Raw genomic sequence first — 22,978 nt, forward strand, 5'->3', positions numbered from 1 at the left:
ATGCCCGGGGGCAATAAATTGCCCCGAGGTCGCGGCAAAAAGCCCGGCCGGCCAACCATCAGGAGACTGCCATGCCGTTATCCCGCTACGCCACGATGGAACCACTGATGCTGCTGAGTATCATTAATATGAAGCTGCGCGACGAGTGCGACTCGCTGCAGGCGCTGTGCGCCCGCTATGCGATTCCACAGCCCCTGCTGGAGTCACGCCTGGGCGCCGTCGGCTTTCGCTACTACCGCGACAGCAACCAGTTCAGCGCCCGCTGATCGCCGCGCTCCGGCGCTCAGTGGGTGATCCACCCCTGACGCTGCAGGTAGGCCAGCATAAAGGGACGCCGCTCCTTCTCCAGGGTGCGGCTCATCTGCTCGCTCCAGCTCTCCTGGCGGACGTTATCGCTGCGCTGGGCATAGTAGGCGGCGACGTGGGCGTCGTACTGCGCCAGCGCGGCGCGATCCAGCGGCTGGTAGCCATTCTCATGCACCAGAATGCTCAGCGGCAGGCGCGGCTTTTGCTGCGGATGCTGCGCCGGATGCCCCAAACACAGCCCCACCAGCGGCAGGACATGCCGCGGGCAGCCCAGCAGCGTCGTCACCTGCTCAATACTGTTGCGTATCCCGCCAATAAATACCCCCCCGAGCCCCAGCGACTCGGCGGCCGTCAGCGCATTTTGCGCCATCAGCGCCGTGTCGACGCAGCCCAGCAGCAGCTGTTCAGCCGACCCCAGCTCCGCCTGCGGAAAGATCTGATGGTGACGCTGGAAATCTGCGCAGAACACCCAGAACTCGGCGGCGTCCAGCACATACTGCTGTCCACCGGCCAGCTCGACCAGCTGTTCACGCAGCGCGCGATCGGTGACGCGGATAATTGACGTACACTGCAGAAAGCTGGACGACGACGTGGCGCGCGCCGCCTCAAGGATTGCCAGCCGCTGCGCTTCGCCGATCGCCTCGGCGCTAAACTGGCGGATAGAACGGTGATCGCGCAGCAAATCGATAGTCGACATCATAACGAAACAGTACTCCCCGGTAAGTCGCTTGAAACGGAAGGCCGCGCCGATGGCGGACGCGCGGCGTAACGAGGTCAGTCTACCCCTTTACGCTCACCGGCGGAGACACCGCGTGCGCCGCCATCGGCCAAACCTTGTCATTGAATAGATGAAATTTATCAAAGTAACAGGCAAATCCTACTTCTTTTTGCCGACGCTAACAGGCATAGTAATCCCAATTCCGAGCGTCCGCCGAACCCGGTCTGGATTCGGCGAGCGCCTCTATCTCTTTAAGGAGTCCTACCATGTTTGCTGTAATCTTTGGGCGTCCGGGCTGCCCCTACTGTGTCCGTGCAAAAGAGCTGGCTGAAAAACTGGCCGCCGAGCGCGACGACTTCACCTTCCGCTACGTCGACATCCATGCAGAAGGCATCAGTAAAGACGATCTCTCTAAGACCGTGGGCAAACCGGTAGAAACCGTTCCGCAGGTGTTCATCGACCAGCAGCATATCGGCGGCTGTACCGATTTCGAGGCCTATGCCAAAGCGCACCTGGGGCTGTTTGATAAGGCCGAATAACGCGCCTGCACAGCAAAAACCCGCCGCGGCGGGTTTTTTATTATGCGGCGATGCTATCGCCCAAGGCGCTAGGGATTAATCGGTCTACGCTATCTCACCGCCCGCTGACCACACAGCGTTGCGGCGAACCAATACAGCAGGGCACCGAACACGCACCAGAACACCATGCTGGCGGTATAGGGCAGCAGCTGCAGCGGCGTTTCGTCATCGGCCAGCCACAGCATATGCAGCAGTTGGCAAAACGTCGCTGACGCCAGCGCTCCGCAAAAGACCGTCAGCACCCGCTGACGACGCGCCAGCGGACACAGGATAAACCCCGGCAGCATATACAGCAGCAGCCCCAGGCGCACGCCCGGCGGCTCGGCGATACCGCCGTTGGCCTGGGCATAGCAGTGCGACAGCAGAAACAGTGTCGTCACCATCAAAAAACAGAGTATTAGGGTAAACCAACGCCGTCCGTTCGCCATGTTCTCCCTCCCTATAGCGAAACGCTGAATCTGCTCTCCCCCGTGACAGGCGCGCCGCATTGGACGGGCCCGACGGCGGTGAACAAAGCACTCCCCGGCGCAGAAAAACAACGAACCATCAACTGAGAACGGCTTTTTACTGGCTGTCCGCCAGCCAACCGTCTAAAATGGGCGGTCATACCCCGCGGGTATCCACCATTCACCAATCCAGCATCTTAGGTGAATTCTCTTATATTCTATGGTTGAATTTAGCTCTAATAGTCAATCATATCAAGAACCTGATAGTTAACGATAAGTTATTCTACATGAATATTGATGTCGCTAGTTTGTTAACAGGCAATTATATCCTGCTGCTGTTCGTGGTACTGGCGCTGGGGCTTTGCCTCGGTAAGCTGCGCCTTGGCTCTATCCAACTGGGTAACTCCATCGGCGTACTGGTGGTCTCCCTCCTGCTCGGACAACAGCACTTTTCCATGAACACCGATGCCCTCAACCTGGGGTTCATGCTGTTTATTTTCTGCGTCGGCGTCGAGGCCGGCCCCAACTTTTTCTCCATTTTCTTCCGCGACGGTAAAAACTATCTGATGCTGGCGCTAGTGATGGTGGCCAGCGCCCTGTGCATCGCGCTGGGGCTGGGTAAGCTATTCCGCTGGGATATCGGCCTGACCGCCGGCATGCTGGCCGGGTCGATGACCTCAACCCCGGTGCTGGTCGGTGCCGGCGATACCCTGCGTCAGACCATGGCCGATAATCCCCAGCTAGGGCAGCTGCAGGATCACCTTAGCCTAGGGTATGCCCTGACCTATCTGGTCGGCTTGGTCAGCCTGATCTTTGGCGCCCGCTATCTGCCCAAGCTACAGCACCAGGATCTGCCCACCTCCGCCCAACAGATCGCCCGCGAGCGGGGGCTGGACAACGACACGCAGCGCAAAGTCTTTCTGCCGGTGATCCGCGCCTATCGCGTCGGCCCCGAGCTGGTCGCCTGGGCCGACGGTAAAAACCTGCGCGAGCTGGGCATATACAGCCAGACCGGCTGCTATATAGAGCGGATCCGCCGCAACGGTATTCTGGCCACGCCGGACGGCGACGCCGTACTGCAGGTCGGCGATGAGATTGCTCTGGTCGGCTACCCGGACGCTCACGCCCGTCTCGATCCCAGCTTCCGCAACGGCAAAGAGGTCTTCGACCGCGATCTGCTGGACATGCGCATCGTCACCGAAGAGATCGTTGTCAAAAACAGCAACGCCGTCGGTAAACGCCTGAGCCAGATTAAGCTGACCGACCACGGCTGCTTTTTAAACCGCGTGATCCGCAGCCAAATAGAAATGCCGATCGACGATAACATCGTGCTGAATAAAGGCGACGTGCTACAGGTCAGCGGTGACGCCCGCCGCGTCAAGAGCGTGGCCGATCGCATCGGATTTATCTCTATTCACAGCCAGGTAACCGACCTGCTGGCGTTCTGCGCCTTCTTTATCATCGGTCTGATGATCGGCCTGATCACCTTCCAGTTCACCGGCTTCTCCTTTGGCATTGGCAACGCCGCTGGCCTGCTGTTTGCCGGCATCATGCTCGGCTTCCTGCGCGCCAACCACCCCACCTTTGGCTATATTCCGCAGGGGGCGCTCAATATGGTCAAAGAGTTTGGCCTGATGGTGTTTATGGCCGGGGTTGGCCTGAGCGCCGGCGCCGGCATGCGCCACGGACTCGGCGAAGTCGGCGGGCAGATGCTGATCGCCGGCCTGATCGTCAGCCTGGTGCCAGTGGTGATCTGCTTTCTCTTCGGCGCCTTCGTGCTAAGGATGAACCGTGCGCTACTGTTCGGCGCCATCATGGGAGCCCGCACCTGTGCCCCCGCCATGGACATCATCAACGATGCCTCGCGCAGCAACATCCCGGCCCTGGGCTACGCGGGAACCTACGCCATCGCCAACGTACTGTTGACGCTGGCCGGTACCCTTATCGTCATCGTCTGGCCCGGCGTGGTCGGCTAGCCCCGACAGCGCGGCGCAAAAAAACGTATGACTTTTTTTACCGGCGGCTGAACTTTCCTCGCCGCCGTCAGTCTGAATTAGTGCCACTGCTTTTCTTTGACGTCCCCATATTGAGGAGCCCGATAATCCCGCCGCTTAGGTTCAAGGTTATCGGGTTTTTTATTGCCTGTAGATAAATCACTTTATAAACACGGTGTTATGTGATGGCCTGTGTGTGACGGGCGACACTGTGGCGACAGTCATGCATGAGATGACATCGTATATTATTAGTAAAAATGATACTGATAACTCATCCCCCGAAAATTAGTTATCACCGATGACTATTTCCAACCGCTATCATTTATCTCTTATTAAGGGAGCTTTTCTATCCCCCTTCTCACTCGTGGATAGCTCGACAAAACCCCCAGAGCATTCGGCATAATGCCTCCACGCTAAAAATTTCACTCGATAAAAATATCAGCTAATGACTTCCCAATAAAATCATTACAGGGTCGTTCTGACAGTCCCCTCAATAAGGCCAAGAAAATAGCGGATGCAGGACAACCAAGATGAGTAAATTGCAGTGTAATGAGCCTATCGAGGCGCAGCATCACCCAGCGGAAGACCTACCGACCTGGTCAGGAGATAAACGGCCGTCGGTCAAGACGGTGAGAGGCTGGCAGGCCAGGCGCCAAGAATACAGTCACCGCCAACGGCCACCAAGCTAAAACTAAACCGATCCCAAGAGGCGTTCGAGTTTATCGATCATATTCAGCGCATGCGTATTTTCACCATGCGCTGAGATTATATGCTCAGACACAATTAACACATAGCAGAACCCATTTATAGACTTATGGACTTACGGACTTACGGACTTACGGACTAAATTAAACCGCGCCAAAAGAGGCAGAAGTAAGAAAGCATCCTGCTGACAAAACCATAGGAAAATAAGATAATAACATGCATCACATTCAACTAAGAAATAACACTAATTTTAAAAGATAAAAAGCTATAGATAAAAACGATTAAGGGATCATCGTAACACCCGAGGTAAAGACACGAAAGTGATGTAAATGATTAAACCCCAAGGATTTCACCATCATTAATCTTCGCCCATAGAATGACTTTAGTTTCATGCCCAAACGCTTTGAGCGATACCTGGCATTATAGCTACACATCAACTCTTTAATCTGATTTTTACTTTCCTGACACTTTATATCATCTCGCTGAATTTGATGGAGCGATGCTCTATGCAAAACAATGTCAATTGCTGAGATTATCATTAGTTTAATTAAATGAACAGGGAGAGCACCGCATACAGAAAAAATACGGCTATCCAAAACTACGGCTTGCGATGGGATGCTTTGAGGATGGAGCACGATAATATGACAACCATAGCTTCGCAGTAAAGCATCAATGACACCTAACTGGCTTGCCCAGCCTAACGTCGGCATCGTGCTGAGACAGAAAATCAAAACATCATCTGCATTAATATTACAACCATCATGATAATAATCAACAGAAAACTGACACCCATCTAATAGATATTTTACTGACTCAACTTCTATCCAACTACAGCCATCAATAAATACCTTCACGGAAAACCTCTTGAAAATAAAAGTCCATCCATGGAAATATATGGAGATTATCTTTAATGCTTTTGCTAAAAATTTGGAAACACCAGAAGATACATCAGCAAGCTACCTATCGGCTTTACATCGATATAATTCCTATGCTGTATGTTATGTCCGATGATTTATATCAGAACAAATCCCGTAATATACTGGAGCATTTTTCATCAATAGTTCAAATCGCTGCTTTTTCTTCTTATACTAAGCCCAGTCAACAGACCTTAGCGCATCCAACGCGCTTAGATTGCGTACGATGACTTCATTCCATTATTATTTTCATTAATAGTATTCGGCTAAATTTATACAATCGCTAACTTTATCACTACTGATTCAGGTTTAATCAGCCTATTTGGGTACATACCGATAGAAAACAACATGCAGTGATCATACATAATATTGTTATTTTCTTCATAAAGACTATTTGTCATTTTTATTTTTCGCTAAGGAAAAATCATAGTATGGGCATAATTTCATCACTAGAACGCTGCAGTTATGTAACTGTTTTAGCTTTACCGAAAAATAGGAGAGGCTTACCGCATTAGTCTCACATAATGTTTTTCTTTTTTCACCACCAACCAAATATCTTTCCAATGCCATTATCACACGCTTGCTACGGATGCCACTTAATTCAACTAACATTTCAAAATGTTCGATGGGAACTTTTCCAGGATATAAAAACCGATCTATATGTTTTCTATCGGATAGACGATTCTCATTCATAAAGCATCTCTTCTAAATTAAGATAACTGGTTATAAGTAAATGATGCTCATCGTTGCAGTTGCACTAAACCGGGCTGCAACCAAATTCGTACCATTTGATTTATAGGGGACAGCAGTGAATGTAAACTGGCCACTCCCAGTGTTGATTCCTTGCAATCCATTAGTTATAGGAAAACCGTATTTCCCCTGCTCACCGGCACCTATTTTCAATGGAAAGCTACTATTTACTCCGTTTCCTTGATACAACGCAATGCCTAGCGATGCGGCGTTGGGCCCCGTCGTCTGTAATACGTTACCTCCTGTGCCAGGAAGTTGAGCTCCCATAACACTTATATATGGACGCCCTTGATAATATTCACAATTAACATTGACCGTTTTGCTCTTCGCATAATTAACCCCATCGATGTTGGGAAGTAAAACACTACCAAAATCAATATTTATTTGAGAGTTGTTATCGTTGATAACACATGGTGGTATATAAATCTCACCGCTAACCCGTATATTAATATCTAATGCATGCGCCGATGACACGAATAAAAGTGAGGAAAGCGCCATTCCTACAACCCTACGTTTAATAATAATTTTTTTCATCACGACCCTCACGATATAATATAACGCCATCTTTAAATATCAACACACAATTAAATATAAAATAGATTACTTTATATTTTCAACCCGCAAGGTATAAACCATCGTCGCGCCTGGTGGTACCTTTGGTGCATAACCATCATCGCCATAAGCCATTTCAGAGGGAACAACCAACGTCATCGAACTGTGATTTTTCATTAACCGTAGTGCCGATTGGAATAATCGCGGATACTCATCCAGAGGTTGAGATATAACGCTGCCTTTAGCATCCATATCCTCGATAACCGTACCATCGATTAACTTCTCAGTAACTACAAGGTCAACGACTGAATGCCCATCGCCAATAAGGTCTCCGTCGCCTGAATGATCTATTACATACCAAAATCCAGATTTATCCTTTTGGACACCTTTACGTTTCTCAAACGATGACAAATAATCGGCCCCGGCCTTTTTATTCACATTAATCATGGACAGCCGCATCTTATTTACATTCGATTCGATACTTGCCAAGCTGTCAGATAGCATCTTTTCGTTAATTTTAACCTGATGATTAAGAGCGTCACGCACACCTGCCAACAATATCCTATTATCAACGTTGATGCCGAGCATAGTTTGTGAGGCTTGGATATCTCGACCAATCATTACCCCACTGGCATAATTTTGCCGAACATCCTCTTTATCTAAAGATCCTACATTCAGCGTGGGCACATTTTTCATTTCATTCTCGATCAATAATAACGAGACCTTTAATTCTCGATTATCACTCTCCACCTGCTTTATTATGCTGTTCTGACCACCTATTAACTCACCCTGTTTGATCCCCTCTGATTCAAATCGAGAAATAGCCTGTTGCAGTTTCACCAACTCTATTTTATCTAATGCGGATATATCAGCCAGAGTATTTAATTTCTGTTGAAAATCCTCAGACTGACTCTTTAACTGATTTTGTAAACTATCTAACTGAGTTTTTAATATGTTAGCGCTTTCTAATTTTTTCGATAACTCTAGCAACTGCTCTTGTTGTGTCTGTTTATCAAGCTGTAACTGCTTTAACTGCCTCTCTAGTATCAGTCGTTGTTGCCTTACTATATTTGCAGAAAGTAATCCAGAACTTCTACCGGATAACATCGATTGTTCTCCCTGTTTACCCGATCCATGGTCAACTTCATCACCTATTTTATCGTTTAATTTATCGATGAGAGAGCTACTTTGCTGTTCCATATACTGTTGTGCATAACATAATACAGCAGAAGCACCATTATCACTTTCGGCGATACTCACTTGGGGGAACAATAATATTAAAACAACCCTTATGATTATTTTTTGCATATCGCCAAAGAAAAAATCCATCATTTCCTCGCAGCTTTAAAATAAAACGCTGGTGAGTTTAACATTTTTAAAAAATGTGCATCAGCGTATAGTAAAATACGGCGCTCACAAGTTCATCCACTAGCTAATTTACAAGGATTGACAAGACAGCACTGCCGCTAAATGCTCCCTCTATCGGTGTCCCTTGATTAGGATGATACGTTGATGTAATGGCAAGATTGGTAGAGCCAGAAATCTGCATGGTTTCTCTATACCGCCCGCCGTTAAAAGTTATCTCACAGCTACCGCCATTACCACAGCGGGTAAAATTCTCGGTTCTCCCTGATACTGGATTTGTACCCACAATGGATACTGATACAGAAGTTCCTGACGAGCAGCTTACATTTAAGTTATATGGTCGAGTAACATTCCCTTCAGATGCAGCAGGCGTCATTTGACCATGACTAAGCTGAATATCAGATGTTTGGAAATTACAACGTGATATGACATCAATAATAACAGGAACAGAACCCATTCTCGTGCTAAAAATCCCATCTAAAAGATTGAGCAACTCTAATCCCTTAGGTAATCCATCAGGATTTCCTTTATTTTCTTCATAGGCATAACCAAATGGAAGAGAAACAACATAGCGCCCCGGAGCTGCGGTGTTTCTATTAACAGTAAGACCTATTTGCAAACTGACTGGCGGAGGTACAAAGTTATATGTATCACCAGGCACATGACAGCGGCTAGCCTGAGACTGCCATACAGCAGGTACCGCACCCATATCCCACCAATAGTTTCCCACTCCACCTGCAGAGTTTAAAATTCGGGTAGGTAAGAAAGATAAGCCTTGCTGCGTTGATATATTACCTACGGCCAGATACCATTTTTTATAACCATTTATAGTCTCTAATCCTCCGGCCCCCGTACACTTCGACCAATCATATATCTGAACGTTATTGTTAACTCGTATGTTTAAATCAGCAATAACAGAAGCAGTATCATCTATTGTATATGGCCCCAACTGATTAACATTCACGGGGACACTAGGTGAAAACACAACGGCCTCACGCAAAGCGGCATCAGAGACTTGAGTCGATAAACTATAGAGCATCAAAAAATGCAAAAAAAATATTTTTATTTTTTTCATAAGGCCCCCAACCAATTAAACACTTACACTCTAAAGCACAAAGTACATGCCAAATCATAAAATAATGTTATTGGCATGAGATAAAAACATAATGACGTTACTCATAAAAAAGTTCAAACCCTGCTACGGATGAGTAATCACCAGGAGAAACGTTTTTTTGCCTCACGGCGTCAGGCGTCGCCTGGACAAAAGCCTTAAAATTCAACAATATTGTATTTTCATCAATACGATTCCCTTGCTGGTGGTTATGCGCATCACCAAGCTTCAGTAGCATTTTCCCATCCGTATCTAATATGCCAATGGCGAGCCTACCCTGATTAACTCCATTAACTCTTAGGAAGTAATCTGCTTGACCCAGCATATTCGGTTCTCTCGTCCCGCTGAATTTTAGCTTTACCACACGCGCAATAGATGCCGTATTACAGTTAATCAATTTTATACTAAACCCGGTCGCCGGCCCCTTTCCAGGAGAGACCCAAAAATCGCGCACTGGACGAGTTAAAAAACCCACCTCTTGAACCAAGCTTTCTTGACTAATTTCACACGGACGCTCCAGCAGCTCTCCGGAGAAGTTCATATCCACCGCATTGACAGGGGCGGTCCCAGCTAAGAGCAGTACAATGCTAATACTATAAAAAACGCCACGAACTCTCTTTATCTGCAGCATCGGTTGCGATAGCCTATTCATAATCTAATCTCAACTGTACTAACCTTGTCGGTGCGCGCGGACTGATAAAAGGCTGCGCAGGTTGACTACCCGTTTTAGATGTCAGCAATGCTTCTCTTGTATGGGTCAAAGCCTGTCGCTGTGTAATAGTCAAAAAATAGGTTAGCTGATTGGCACCACCGTGCATCCATATGCGCCCCTTTCCTATTGTCTGTAGCTCAGGGGACCATGCATTACCATCGTCTCCGCTCAACAGCGCACTGTGTAATACCAGCGTGGAGTTTACTCCTGCAACAGACCCTGCTGAGACAACGCCTCCACCCTCGCCGCATCCCAGCAAATTTAGCACTAGGGGATAACGCTCTGTTAGACCTTGCGCCACGCGGTTTAATGGCAGTATCACCTCATTCGTTGCCAGTACACAGGGCGAAGAGAGTAACGCACCATAGACGATCAATTCTCCCGTTCGCCCATTTTGCTCATTGATCCATTGATGACGTGACTCATCCGGTATAAAAAAATCATTATGCGTAACTACTTCATCTGCATGTAGTACCCGATTCATACTGAGCGTCAGTAGCATGGCAACGGCAGCTAAAGCTATTGTCACTTTTTTCATTGGCTACTCTCTCCATTACTACTGCTATGACTATTTCTTCAGCGCACTACAGCGGTCACCCGCACAGACAAACTGCAGAGCAGGACGACCACCATAATCATTGATATAACTCAAATAAGGAGTTGTATAGCTACCTGACTTTACCGTCCGTGATGATTTTGGTGCCAGCATTACCGCTTCAAAGTCGCCATCCTGCGCCTGTTTTGCATTAGCGCCAAGACCAATAACTGTCACATAATATGGCGATGGATTATCAATAAGGTAACCACCTGAAACCTTATTTAAGACCAGTTGATCCTGCCAGACTGCATTGGGCTGAGTAGCTATCGCCTTAGGCCGATAAAACAGTTTTATTTTAGTCTGTAAGGCTATCTGCAACACATTTGCCTTTTCACTTCTTGGTGGAATCTCGCGCAAGTTAAAGTAGAATAAAGACTCCCGATCCTGCGGTAAACTGCTAATTTCCGCTGTTGATGCTATTCGCACCATACTTTTAGCACCGGGTTCCAAACGCTGTACTGGCGGTGTAACAATAAGCGGTCCTGTCGTGATCTTCTCTTGTTTATCATTCTCCAACCAAGCTTGAGCCAAATATGGCAACTGTTTATTGTCATTAGCAATATTAAGCGTCATCGAGCGTTCACCGCCATTAAAAATGGCTCTGGTTCGATCTAGAGATATTGCAGCCTGTGACAACGGAGAAAAGCTAAGACACGCTATCACCATTACCGTTTTATTCATCGCGCGACTTAATTTAAACATATGTTAATTTGATTCCTATATTTATGGAAACTGGTATCTGCTCTTAAGAAAAATCGAATGCCGTGTGCTTTATTTAAAATGAGGCATGCAGTGAAAAACTGCCTCTTATTTTATTTCTCCCGGCACCCGACAAGGCAATAATAATTGTTGTTCAGACTTAATTTTCTCAGGTACCTGACTAACACAATGAACCTGTTCACCCCATCCAACATTAATTTTCTCTCCAGCGACAACGCCGCTTAGCCATGCCAAGCCGGCATCGCCAACCATGCCAAGTTCACGCCCTTGTGCATTAGTGACACTGGCACCAAAAGGCGGCACCGTATTATCAGCCAAACGCAATACAACAAATAAACGCGCACCTTTTAGCACTTCAAACTTACGATAACCAATTGCCCCCTCAGTCAATACCGACTCAACAACTGAGCGAGTTGCCTCCATATCCTCCGGCAATTTATTTAAGTCAACAGATGTCGTATTTCTGTAATAGCTATTCACATCCGTAACAACCCCAATCCCCCAGCGGTTGGTAAACACGCGTCCGCCGTCTATAGGCACCCCACCAATACCATCGGTATCGACTAATAGTCGGGTGCCACCATTCACGCCCCCGGCATGCAGCGCGATCCCTTTCGTCGTTAATGTCGCACCGCCTGAAGCATTTAACCCAAAGGAAGTATAACCACGCTGTAGCGTTGAGAAATTGGCAGATAAATTAGCCAACGGACTGCTGTGATTATAATAGCCACTGACCTGCCCCTGATTCCCCTGATTATCTCCAGTACTCAAACCGGCACTCACGTTGTAACTGTCCAGTCCCCCATTGAGGGAGTCACTATAACCTGCGGTCTGAGTATATCGGCCAGCACTCATGTTACCACTATAGCTGACAGTACCGTTATTCCATGGAATAGAAAGGCGCATAAAAATAGAATCATTATAAGCATCATTCGCCCCAGGAATATCACTGTTACGAGAGTATCTAGCGCGTGACGCAGAAATACCTGCAGATATATTTTTAATCCCGAAGACATCAAAGTAATTATTCAAAGATACTGAATAGTTATCTGACGAGCGTTGATCCCAATATGTTTGATAACTGTATTGCACCCCAATAGAGGTATTCCAATCATCAAAAGATTTATTCAAAGAAACGGTATACAGCTCCTTCTCTCGACCACGCAAGTTATTTCTATAGCGAGCATCGAGATATTGCTCCATCGTCATATAATTTCGCTCGGAGAATCGATAACCGGCGAAAGTGATATCTGCATTAGCTTCATCAAAGCGTTTAGAGTAACTCAGCCGCCAAGACTTCCCTTGCTTGGTACCAATCCCAGGCAGGTTGGCCACGGATTGAGTAACATCCACCGCGAGAGTACCCAGCTGGTATAAATCACGACCAGCCCCCAGGGCCAAAGCATTATATTCCCCGGCAGCTACTGCCCCACCATAGAGTGACCAGGTATTATTGATCCCCCATGAAGCCTCTCCTGCCATAAACAGCGGGCCTTCCGTCGTATGATTACCATTGCGAGAACGACCTGAGAATAACTTGTAGCGAATTTGACCTGGACGCGTCAGATAAGGTACAGATGCCGTATCAACCTGAAACGTTTTCTTCTGGCCATTCTGCTCAATAATCTCTACATTTAAACGCCCACGTACAGAGCTGTCTAAGTCCTGGATAGTAAACGGACCCGCAGGAACCGTAGAGTCATATAAAATACGTCCTTGCTGGGATACAACTACCCGGGCATTGGTATCTGCGATGCCCGAGATCTGCGGCGCATATCCACGCAGTTTCGGCGGTAGCATGCGATCATCGCTTTCGAGGCTAGTACCAAGATAGCGCCAGGCGTTGAAGATATCTGAATTGGTATAATTCTCGCCCAATGTCAACTTAGCACGCCAGCGTGGAATCGCCCGATACATATAGAAGCGGTTCCAATCAAACTGGGTATCGCTGCCCTGGCCGCTGCCTGAAATATGATTCACTGCACCCTGATAGTCAGCGCGCATACGCCATGAGGCTAAGTTTGCCCCCACGGTACCGTTATAGTTGACTGACTGAGATTGTTGCCCCTGATGAGGACTATTGGCCGTAGCGCTAATATTGTAATCCAGCAATAAGCCAGGGATTCCGTTATCCCAACGCGATGGCGGCAGCCAGGAGGCATCCGAGTACTCCATCCAAGCCTGTGGCATATTAATCGCCAAAATACCATTGGATAAATCCGGGCGAAGCGTAACGCCTTTTAGCGCAGTTAAATCTGCACACTTTCCATCATCCCAGTAAGTCACTTTCTCCAGAGAAGACGCGGTCAACCCTATCAACGTCACCATCGGTGGTGTCAGGCAGGCCTGCGGTAAAGCTTGTTCGCCATTTCGCGGAGCCGGACCTGTTTGATCCAAAAAAGAGACTGGCAGTGATGAAGGACTAATCGCTTGTCCATTAACCATAACCTGCATCTGGTACTGCCCAGGCATGATGTATCCGGCTTGAGAAAATCTTGAAAAATCAATATTTTTCTTATCTGCTGCATCTAATACATCAGTATTAAAATCCACGGCGTAAGCGCTTCCTGCCCAAAGTGACAGCAAAACGGATACCGCAATTTTACTAATCGTGAACTGCTTATTATTTTTCATCATTCACTCATTACACTGATATTCGGCAGACAAATGGACTCGCTAAATTAAAGCGGATTATGATTTAAATTTAATTTACAAGATAAAATATAATTGTAAAAATCCCCTTATTTTTATTCGTAATCAACCTTAAACCTTAACACAGCATAATAGTCCCCAGCCTGCAATGGCTTTCCATTTCGAACCAGGCGCAATGTATAATCCAAGCTTTGCTCATTTCCATTTAATAACATAGGATGCATCACCTCACCAGATTTAGCCAGATATCCACTACTATCCGCTATCTGTAAATTAATACCCTGCGCCTGACCGATGACAGAAAACTTATCGCGACTCTCACCTTCCCGTCCGCTAAACGTTACCCGAATCCTACTACCGATAAATATGTTACTACCGCTGCCAGCTAGCTCACAGTTGCGTAAGCGCAAACGAAATTTTTTTTCTGGACCGCTAAACGTATCCTGTAGCTCTCGAACAGGCGTATCCCCCATATAGATAGCCTGATACGTATCCTCCATCGCCAGGCTACAGGCAGGAGCAATAACTTGACCCGAGAAGTGGGCTCGTCCATGCCACCATACATCGCGTTCTCCCCAATACTCTGGCAATGACATTCCTGGCGCCGGAAAGACAGCGGATGTACCGGCTTGAGCATTAATACAGCTCAGGATAAAACCTAAGAATACAATCGCTCTTTTCATAATAAATAATGCCATATCTATCGAGGTAGCTATCAGGCAGCGATATCGCCGCCTGATAGCTAAAAAACATTATTGGTAGGTAATATTAAAGTTAGCCACGGATGCAAAGTCACCCTCAGCCAATGTACCACCCGTAGCACTTTTAACCCATGCAGAATAACGCAGAATATTATCGCCAACCTTCAGTTTTTGTGCAGATCCAGCATTACCAAATGAGACTAAGCTGCCATCCTCACTAGAAATAACAATGGCCGTACCCGTTGAGCCCGTCGTTCCTAACTCGGTAGGCGCGCCGGTAATAGTAACGCCAGTAAATGTCACCTTGGCACTACCGGTCTGAGCCAGCGCGGTCGCATCGCAACCAACCAGTTTAATATCAATATTCTTCTTCACGGAAATGCCACCCGCCTCAAGATGGCTCTTCGAGATCTGACCAAAATCAATCGATTGATCGGCAGATTCCGGAGCAATACCACATGGCGCGGTAATTACAGTACCACTAAAATTCACAACCCCTTGCCCACTCGCAGCTTGGCTACCAAACGTTACCAGTGCGATGGTCATAGCTCCAGCTGCTTTAAAAAACAACGTTTTCATTATACTCATTCCTTATATATCAATAGATAATATGTTATTGCGTTAGATTATTGCATAGCACACTCTCAGTCACTCACCGACGCTGACCAATGAGCGCTGATTATTCTTTACAGAACATACAGTTAATAACCACCACAGCGATGATGCCTATACATATGGATCATTGTTTGAATAATGATCAAACAATCATAAAGATTTCTTGTTACATATCTTCGGCTGAACTCAGCATAAACACATTTTTGTTTTGGTAAAAGCTTTTTACTTGATCTTTTTATCTAAAAACGAACCTCACAGCAGAATTATCTGCTGATATATATCAAAAAAACAGGTGAAGCGAGCATTAAGAAAGCAAAGTGCGACATAAAACAAATACTTTTTTATAAAATTAAAAATAAAAAAATTATTTAGCTTTAGATAAATTACATAATACTTTTATAAAAATGTATAAACAGCGACATCATAACTAAAGAAATCACTTCCAATAGATATATACAAGTTCATTGTATAAATATGACGTATGACCTCTGTCCTCTGAGTTCCAATCTCTCTAATTACGATAAAAATATCTCGAGCAGAAAAAATAATATGGCTTTTAAAATACATCTAATACCGATGAAATATCATTCAAAAGCGCGCTTTACACCGGTAAAAAAACACTCTTAAACCAACGCCAGAAAAGAAATACAACTCAATCGCAATACCATATTTCTGGATGAAACGACTAAAATTTTGGCGAGTGATGCCGATCTTATGACCAGGCATCAGGTGAAGAAGCCTCAGGATGTAGGCATGTTTTACAAAAAAGAGAATAAAAGAAGTAAATTCCTGAAATGTTATTTTTGGATTTTTACCTAAATCAGACATCGCAGCTATGCGGCTGCCGGGGATGCGCTGAAGGTCGATGATCCAGGACGCGCTACTGTGCATCTCTGCGCTGAAGGCGTCATTACCCGGGAGATCCTGTCAGCATAGCGCGCGGATCGCCATCGCCAGGCTGTCTATTAACGATATGGCACCCGACACGCCATAGGGACCAGCCCCCTCCCCCTGCTTAGCCTGACACTGGAGACGATGTAACAATAAACGCGTCAGCGCCTTTCATCGGTAACTCTGTTGCCAGAGCAGGTAAGGCGATCCAGAACACACCGGGCGATGCGTTGCCGGTCAATGTGACATAGGGATACCAGCAGAAGATGACTCCGTTGCCATAGCCAATCCGTGACTCGTCGGAGGGCTTAGCGGCAGAGAACGCCCCCGGGCGAGCTCTGTCCAACCTTGCTCCGTGCCACCGAGATGACCGCGACGCTCCCACGGTTAATCCGTGACGCCATGGCGACACTCTCGCTTATCAACGCGGTCGATTGGCGCCGCGATCCGCTCACCTTGCCGGACTCTTTAATGGCATCCCCTGCCTTATGCCTGCCAGCGCCGATGATCCCCCCATTTATACTCTGGGCAGCCGGGGGAAAACGTCGATGATTTTGGTTCTGGTTTCGCCCCCTACGCCCGTGATGCAGAGCGTTGCTGTCGACGCTCCGACGCCGGCATCACTTGTCGAGATTGCCGCGCCTGTCTTTTTTTACCATTCTCCTGACGTGAATAGGTTAAATCGAGACGACGTCATCGCGCAGCGGCCCATGACTGCGCTCGCATTATCGACATCGGCAGCCGTCTCATCCTCCCCACGGGAAAACGTCGATGAACGGGCTCTTTTCAGCCTGACATGTCAGGGGGCGGCGCGCTGCCGGACTGAATATGATTGACTCCGAGCATCCCGGAGCTGACGCGTCGCGACATCGTCTGGCGCATGAATAATGTCGCGCTGCCGCACATCGGTTCTGTGGCCTCTATGGTCAATGAAGCGTCACGATGCGCAGCCCGCTGCGATAAATCACCAACTCGTCGCCTTTTCAACCGATGCTCCCACAACAATTATTTTAACGACCGATACGAGACGGAAAGATCGATATGCACGGCAGAGAGCATAAGGTTCCCTTAAGCCTTGCAGGCTAGGCTATCGAGTTAAACCCGGCGACAACCGCGACACACTCGCATTGGCGCAAACGAACACTTCCTTCTATAGTCTGGCGTTCGCCTGTCGCTGGCGAGAGCGGGCGTCATGCCCTTCTGTTCCGTTGTTAATTGAGCCTGTGTTAATGGAAGAGTTTAACCACACCCTGTTTCTGTGGATCAACGCCACACCGCACTCCTCCGGCGCGCTGATTGCGCTGGCCCGTTTTATCGCGCGGGATCTGATCCTGCTGATCCCGCTGACGATCATCGGCGGCTGGCTCTGGGGACCCGCCGGGCAGATCGCCGCACGACGCCGCCTGATCAGCCAAGCGACGCTGGCGCTGATCGTAACGCTGCTGCTGGCCCAAATCATCGGCGGGATCCTGCCCCATCCCCGCCCATTCAGCATAGGGCTGGGTCACCAGTTCTTACCCCACGCGCCAAATAACTCCTATCCCAGCGATCACGGCTGCGCCATCTTCAGCTTTGCGCTGGCGTTTCTTTTCTGGTCACCGCGCAGGGGATTCGGCTGCGCGCTGATGCTCTGTGGCCTCGCGATCGCCTGGTCTCGCATCTACCTCGGCGTACACTGGCCGCTGGATATGATCGGAGCCTTTTTGGTCGCGCTAGCCAGCTGTGGGCTGGTTCAAATGCTGTGGCCACGCTACGGTGATACGCTGTACGGCGCGCTGCTACGCCTGTACCGACAGATCTTCGGCTACGTCATCCGGCGCGGCTGGGTTCAACCCTGAATAACGCCGCGGCGCCTCCCGCATGCGCTGACTCGATGCCGGGCGCGCATGCCATCGCGGCGTTGGCGCCGCCCTCTCTCGCCCTAACCGTCTATGCAGTCAGCCTGTGACGGATAAAAATGTCACGTAATCATCAAAATTCGGCGTATCATGTAGAGGAATTAACACTGTCTGCGTCTGTCGCCACCGTGCTGTTCGGACGTAGCAAAATGCCTGATCCCTCCACCAAGGCGTCTATCGATATCAGGCATCGCCAGGGTGGCCGGTATGCCTTGTGCTGCATATTCCTGCGGCCCGCACGATGACCCGCCGCACGCCATTCACGGAATCATTTAACGAGAGAGATTATGGAAGCCCGGCGTTACGATCGTATCAACCGCCTGTCCCAGGCACTGAAACGCACCGATAAGCTGCACCTGAAAGATGCGGCCGAATTACTTAATGTCTCTGAAATGACGGTACGCCGCGATCTGGCGGCCCAGAACAGCGACGTGGTGTTGCTGGGGGGCTACGTCGTGCTCGATCCCAAGATCCATCAGAGCGTTCGCTATTTTGTCAGCGATCAGCAGGAGCGACGGGTCAAAGAGAAGCGCCACATCGGCGCCCTGGCCGCCCAGCAGGTACAGGAGGATGACGTGGTGTTTTTTGACTGCGGCACCACGGTTCCCTTTATTATTGATGCGATTGATGAGCAGCGGCACTTTACCGGCGTCTGCTATTCACTCAATACCTTTATGGCCCTTCAGAGCAAGCCCCATTGCAGGGTGATCCTGTGCGGCGGCCTGTTTAACCCGGACAGCGCTATTTTTGCCACCAGCGATGGCGTCAGCGAGCTGGACAACCTGTGTCCAACGCTGGCCTTTATCTCTGCGGCTGGCATCTCCGTACAGCAGGGGGCCACCTGTTACAACCTGGACGAAATCGCGATGAAGCGCAAAGCGATGATGCGGGCAAACCGCACGCTGCTGATCGCCGACGCCAGCAAGTTTGGCGAAGTCCGCAGCGCCTGGATCGCGCCGCTGGAGAACTTCAGCGCGCTGATCGCCGATCAGGCGCCGCGCGGTGAGCTGAAAACGTACCTTAACGCCCATAAGGTTCAGTTGCTGTACTGAGGTCTCTTTCGCCGCCGTACGCGGCGGCGTCTCCCTCCGTCGGCGCGGTGTCGGCGGAGCTGGCCGTCCACACCTGCCGGCGTAGGGATTACTCCCCTTCCATCCCCCACCTCATCCGCCGCCGCCTCTCCCCCATCATGGCTATCGCGGTTAAATAATCGCCACCGCTGTGTGAAATATCGCCTTAGCATTTCTATTTTAAAAATGTGAACTGCTTTCCAGACAGCAATTTAAATCATCATACATAATATTAAATAATCCATGTTCGGTTTTTCCTATTATTCCTTTATTTGGATCAACGATAACGGTTGCTCTATTTTCAGTCACCCAGGTTAATAATTCATCGGGATTTAAATAAACTGACCATCAAAGAACAAATCTTTTAAAAACAAAGAATTAAAAACATAAATAGAGCGTACCCTATAAGAGTTATTTCACCTGAACGCGATTGAGTTGAGGACGACGTCATAAAACCAGTTATGACATAATATATACAAATATTTACTTATTACACTCCAGGTGTTAAAAAGCACAGTTTCGTTTGTTAAGTTTATGTTTTTCTTTTGACCAAAAATTCGGCAAATGACGGTAAAAAATAAATGAATATTGCATTTGAGAGCCTGATCACGGACGTTTAAACTGTAAAAATATATCTTTGCGCCCGAAAAATGCTGTAGCACACCAACAAGAAAAGTTGTTTTGTGAACGGATTCAATCGGTTCGCTGTTTAAATCAAACAGCGACCGGTTACTGTTTGTACTCTTTTTCGCGCAGCAACTTTATTTAACGGATTAAACTTTTTTCGTTTTTTTCATTAGGAATTATTAACTCACTCAGTTCCCTGATTGAGTGTCTGTCGGCCCGTGGGCGGGCAGACCGATCAGAACAAATGTGTTCAATTTGGAGACCCTATGGACACCACTCAGACTGGTACTATTGCTTCTACCTCCGGTTCCAAGAGTGCCTGGCGTAAGTCAGATACTATGTGGATGTTGGGCCTGTACGGTACGGCTATCGGCGCGGGCGTTCTGTTCCTGCCGATCAACGCCGGCGTCGGCGGCCTGATTCCGCTGATCATCATGGCGATCCTGGCGTTCCCCATGACCTTCTTTGCACACCGCGGTCTGACCCGTTTCGTGCTGTCCGGCAAAAACCCGGGCGAAGACATCACTGAAGTGGTTGAAGAACACTTCGGCATTGGCGCAGGTAAGCTGATCACGCTGCTGTACTTCTTCGCCATCTACCCGATCTGCCTGGTATACAGTGTGGCGATCACCAATACCGTGGAAAGCTTCATCACTCACCAGCTGGGGATGACTGCACCGCCGCGTATCATCCTGTCCCTGGTGCTGATCCTGGGCCTGATGACCATCGTTCGCTTCGGTGAGCACCTGATCGTGAAGGTGATGAGCATCCTGGTATACCCGTTCGTTGCAGTGCTGATGATGCTGGCCCTGTACCTGATCCCGAACTGGAACGCCGCTATCTTTGACAGCGCCGCCATCGCCAGCTCTGCCTCCGGCAGCGGCCTGTGGATGACCCTGTGGCTGGCTATCCCGGTAATGGTCTTCTCTTTCAACCACTCACCGATCATCTCTGCCTTTGCCGTGGCCAAGCGTGAAGAGTACGGCGATGAGCTGGCTGAGAAGAAGTGCTCCCAGATCCTCAGCTACGCTCACATCATGATGGTGCTGACCGTCATGTTCTTCGTGTTCAGCTGCGTGCTGAGCCTGTCTCCAGCCGACCTGGCGGAAGCCAAAGCGCAGAACATCTCTATTCTGTCTTACCTGGCCAACCACTTTAATACGCCGGTTATCGCCTTCGCTGCGCCGATCATTGCGTTCGTTGCCATCACCAAATCCTTCCTGGGCCACTACCTGGGCGCCCGTGAAGGCTTCAACGGTCTGGTGATCAAGTCACTGCGTGGCCGCGGTAAGAGCATCGAAATTGGCAAGCTGAACAAAATCACCGCGCTGTTCATGCTGATCACCACCTGGATCGTCGCCACCCTGAACCCGTCAATCCTGGGTATGATCGAAACCCTGGGTGGCCCGGTTATCGCCATGATCCTGTTCCTGATGCCGATGTATGCCATCAACAAGGTACCGGCCATGCGTAAGTACAGCGGCCATATCAGCAACGTTTTCGTTGTTATCATGGGCCTGATTGCCATCTCTGCAATCCTGTACACCCTGTTCGGTTAATAAAAGTAACAGCCCGGCCGGTGCGGTTTTCGCATCGGTCGTTTTTTTATCCTGGCAACAGATTGAATTTCCAGCCTTGATAAATCATTGGAGGCGATATGATTAGCGTTTTTGACATTTACAAGATCGGCATTGGCCCATCCAGCTCCCATACCGTAGGGCCGATGAAGGCCGGTAAACAATTTTGCGATGACCTTATCGAAAAAGGTCTGCTAAACGACGTCACCCGCGTCGTTGTTGACGTTTATGGCTCCCTATCCCTCACCGGCAAGGGCCACCACACCGATCTGGCCATCATCATGGGACTGGCCGGTAACCTGCCGGACAGCGTCGATATCGACAGCATCCCCGGCTTCATCAAAGACGTTGAGACCCGCGGTCGTCTGCTGATGGCCAACGGACAGCATGAGGTGGCGTTCCCGCTGGAAACCAGCATGAACTTCCACGAAGACAACCTGTCTCTGCATGAAAACGGTATGCGCATCACCGCGCTGGCCGGAGATAAGGTGCTCTACAGCAAGACCTACTACTCTATCGGCGGCGGCTTTATCGTTGACGAAGAGCACTTTGGTCAGCAGAGCAGTCAGCAGGCTGCCGTCCCGTACCCCTATAACAGCGCCGCCGATCTGCAGCGTCACTGTAAAGAGTCCGGGCTCTCCCTGTCCGGCCTGGTGATGCAAAATGAACTGGCCCTGCACAGCAAGGACGAGATCGCGGCCCACTTCTCTCGGGTTTGGGACGTGATGCGCACCGGCATCGAGCGCGGCATCAACACCGAGGGCGTTCTGCCTGGGCCGCTGCGCGTACCGCGTCGCGCCTCTGCCCTGCGCCGTATGCTGGTCACCAATGACAAGACCAGCGTCGATCCGATGGCCGTTGTCGACTGGATCAACATGTTCGCCTTCGCGGTGAACGAAGAGAACGCCGCCGGCGGCCGCGTCGTTACCGCGCCGACCAACGGCGCCTGCGGGATCATCCCCGCCGTTCTGGCCTACTACGATAAGTTTATTCGTGAGGTGAACGCCAACTCGTATACCCGCTATTTCCTGGCCTCCGGCGTCATCGGCACGCTGTATAAGATGAACGCCTCCATCTCCGGCGCCGAAGTGGGCTGTCAGGGTGAGGTCGGCGTCGCCTGTTCTATGGCCGCGGCCGGTCTGGCTGAACTGCTGGGCGGCAGTCCGGCTCAGGTCTGCATGGCAGCCGAAATCGCCATGGAGCACAACCTGGGGCTCACCTGCGATCCGGTCGCCGGTCAGGTTCAGGTGCCGTGCATCGAGCGTAACGCCATCGCCGCCGTCAAAGCGGTGAACGCGGCGCGTATGGCGCTGCGCCGCACCAGCGATCCGCGCGTCTGCCTGGATAAGGTTATCGAAACCATGTACGAAACCGGCAAGGACATGAACGCCAAGTACCGTGAAACCTCTCGCGGCGGTCTGGCGCTGAAAGTGCTCTCCTGCGGTTAAGTCGACCACGACAGCGATCGCGTCTCGCCA

21 protein-coding genes are annotated in these 22,978 nt (G+C 49.3%); 7 read left to right on the plus strand and 14 right to left on the minus strand.

Features of this window, described 5'->3' with window-relative positions; all coding sequences use genetic code 11:
* Positions 1 to 71 precede the first annotated feature (71 nt).
* Positions 72 to 266, plus strand: a complete 195-nt coding sequence (locus L1P05_RS10710) for a DUF4250 domain-containing protein (RefSeq protein WP_015461846.1) — start codon at positions 72 to 74, stop codon at positions 264 to 266.
* Between the two features lie 17 nt (positions 267 to 283).
* Here L1P05_RS10710 and nfsA read toward each other — a convergent pair whose 3' ends face one another.
* Positions 284 to 1,006, minus strand: a complete 723-nt coding sequence (nfsA, locus tag L1P05_RS10715) for an oxygen-insensitive NADPH nitroreductase (protein ID WP_012849070.1) — start codon at positions 1,004 to 1,006, stop codon at positions 284 to 286.
* Positions 1,007 to 1,290: 284 nt separating this feature from the next.
* Between nfsA and L1P05_RS10720 the strand changes: the two genes are divergently transcribed.
* The gene (locus tag L1P05_RS10720; RefSeq protein ID WP_012849071.1) at positions 1,291 to 1,563 is read left to right on the plus strand and encodes a GrxA family glutaredoxin; all 273 of its coding nucleotides are present in this window, start codon (positions 1,291 to 1,293) and stop codon (positions 1,561 to 1,563) included.
* Between the two features lie 89 nt (positions 1,564 to 1,652).
* Here the strand turns inward: L1P05_RS10720 and ybjM are convergent, their stop codons facing one another.
* Positions 1,653 to 2,030, minus strand: coding sequence for an inner membrane protein YbjM (ybjM, locus tag L1P05_RS10725; protein WP_012849072.1), 378 nt, complete (start codon positions 2,028 to 2,030; stop codon positions 1,653 to 1,655).
* 305 nt (positions 2,031 to 2,335) lie between these two features.
* On the opposite strand from ybjM, the gene L1P05_RS10730 reads away from it, so the two are divergent.
* Positions 2,336 to 4,024: an aspartate:alanine antiporter gene (locus L1P05_RS10730; protein ID WP_015461847.1), complete on the plus strand. Its 1,689-nt coding sequence runs from the start codon at positions 2,336 to 2,338 to the stop codon at positions 4,022 to 4,024.
* Positions 4,025 to 5,028: 1,004 nt separating this feature from the next.
* Here L1P05_RS10730 and L1P05_RS10735 read toward each other — a convergent pair.
* The 12 genes from L1P05_RS10735 to L1P05_RS10790 all read right to left on the minus strand — a co-directional run bounded on the left by L1P05_RS10735 (position 5,029) and on the right by L1P05_RS10790 (position 16,328).
* Complete coding sequence (locus tag L1P05_RS10735) at positions 5,029 to 5,601, minus strand: hypothetical protein (RefSeq protein ID WP_012849074.1); 573 nt, start codon at positions 5,599 to 5,601, stop codon at positions 5,029 to 5,031.
* Between the two features lie 450 nt (positions 5,602 to 6,051).
* Entirely contained in the window at positions 6,052 to 6,354 is a 303-nt protein-coding gene (locus tag L1P05_RS10740) for a PapB/FocB family fimbrial expression transcriptional regulator (protein WP_012849077.1), read from the minus strand.
* Between the two features lie 30 nt (positions 6,355 to 6,384).
* Entirely contained in the window at positions 6,385 to 6,945 is a 561-nt protein-coding gene (locus L1P05_RS10745; RefSeq protein WP_071818555.1) for a fimbrial protein, read from the minus strand.
* Positions 6,946 to 7,011: 66 nt separating this feature from the next.
* Entirely contained in the window at positions 7,012 to 8,295 is a 1,284-nt protein-coding gene (locus L1P05_RS10750) for an FKBP-type peptidyl-prolyl cis-trans isomerase N-terminal domain-containing protein (protein WP_226079093.1), read from the minus strand.
* A 100-nt stretch (positions 8,296 to 8,395) separates the two neighbouring features.
* A complete protein-coding gene (locus L1P05_RS10755) occupies positions 8,396 to 9,403 on the minus strand; it encodes a hypothetical protein (protein ID WP_129985923.1) in 1,008 nt (335 codons plus the stop codon).
* A 97-nt stretch (positions 9,404 to 9,500) separates the two neighbouring features.
* Positions 9,501 to 10,070, minus strand: a complete 570-nt coding sequence (locus L1P05_RS10760) for a fimbrial protein (RefSeq protein ID WP_071818556.1) — start codon at positions 10,068 to 10,070, stop codon at positions 9,501 to 9,503.
* A gap of 13 nt (positions 10,071 to 10,083) precedes the next feature.
* Complete coding sequence (locus L1P05_RS10765; RefSeq protein ID WP_071818526.1) at positions 10,084 to 10,689, minus strand: pilus-assembly fibrillin subunit; 606 nt, start codon at positions 10,687 to 10,689, stop codon at positions 10,084 to 10,086.
* Between the two features lie 30 nt (positions 10,690 to 10,719).
* The gene (locus L1P05_RS10770) at positions 10,720 to 11,451 is read right to left on the minus strand and encodes a fimbrial biogenesis chaperone (protein ID WP_012849081.1); all 732 of its coding nucleotides are present in this window, start codon (positions 11,449 to 11,451) and stop codon (positions 10,720 to 10,722) included.
* Between the two features lie 105 nt (positions 11,452 to 11,556).
* On the minus strand, positions 11,557 to 14,106 hold the full coding sequence (locus tag L1P05_RS10775) for a fimbria/pilus outer membrane usher protein (protein ID WP_370686059.1): 2,550 nt from the start codon (positions 14,104 to 14,106) through the stop codon (positions 11,557 to 11,559).
* Positions 14,107 to 14,216: 110 nt separating this feature from the next.
* Complete coding sequence (locus L1P05_RS10780) at positions 14,217 to 14,804, minus strand: fimbrial protein (protein ID WP_034162714.1); 588 nt, start codon at positions 14,802 to 14,804, stop codon at positions 14,217 to 14,219.
* A 69-nt stretch (positions 14,805 to 14,873) separates the two neighbouring features.
* Entirely contained in the window at positions 14,874 to 15,401 is a 528-nt protein-coding gene (locus tag L1P05_RS10785) for a fimbrial protein (RefSeq protein WP_012849085.1), read from the minus strand.
* Positions 15,402 to 16,025: 624 nt separating this feature from the next.
* Positions 16,026 to 16,328 carry a hypothetical protein gene (locus L1P05_RS10790; protein ID WP_034162517.1) on the minus strand — a complete coding sequence of 101 codons (303 nt, stop codon included), beginning with the start codon at positions 16,326 to 16,328 and terminating at the stop codon, positions 16,026 to 16,028.
* Between the two features lie 1,229 nt (positions 16,329 to 17,557).
* Here L1P05_RS10790 and ybjG point away from each other — a divergent pair.
* From ybjG to L1P05_RS10810, 4 genes are all read left to right on the plus strand, one after another.
* Complete coding sequence (gene ybjG / locus L1P05_RS10795; protein ID WP_012849090.1) at positions 17,558 to 18,166, plus strand: undecaprenyl-diphosphate phosphatase; 609 nt, start codon at positions 17,558 to 17,560, stop codon at positions 18,164 to 18,166.
* A 347-nt stretch (positions 18,167 to 18,513) separates the two neighbouring features.
* Positions 18,514 to 19,278 (plus strand): DNA-binding transcriptional repressor DeoR, encoded by a 765-nt coding sequence (deoR, locus tag L1P05_RS10800; RefSeq protein WP_012849091.1) that lies wholly within the window; start codon positions 18,514 to 18,516, stop codon positions 19,276 to 19,278.
* A 911-nt stretch (positions 19,279 to 20,189) separates the two neighbouring features.
* Complete coding sequence (locus L1P05_RS10805; protein ID WP_034162519.1) at positions 20,190 to 21,482, plus strand: HAAAP family serine/threonine permease; 1,293 nt, start codon at positions 20,190 to 20,192, stop codon at positions 21,480 to 21,482.
* Between the two features lie 98 nt (positions 21,483 to 21,580).
* Positions 21,581 to 22,948, plus strand: coding sequence for an L-serine ammonia-lyase (locus L1P05_RS10810; RefSeq protein ID WP_012849094.1), 1,368 nt, complete (start codon positions 21,581 to 21,583; stop codon positions 22,946 to 22,948).
* Positions 22,949 to 22,978: the final 30 nt, after the last annotated feature.

It is taken from the genome of Edwardsiella piscicida (genome assembly GCF_021733145.1).
In the GTDB taxonomy this organism is placed as follows: Bacteria; Pseudomonadota; Gammaproteobacteria; order Enterobacterales; family Enterobacteriaceae; genus Edwardsiella; species Edwardsiella piscicida.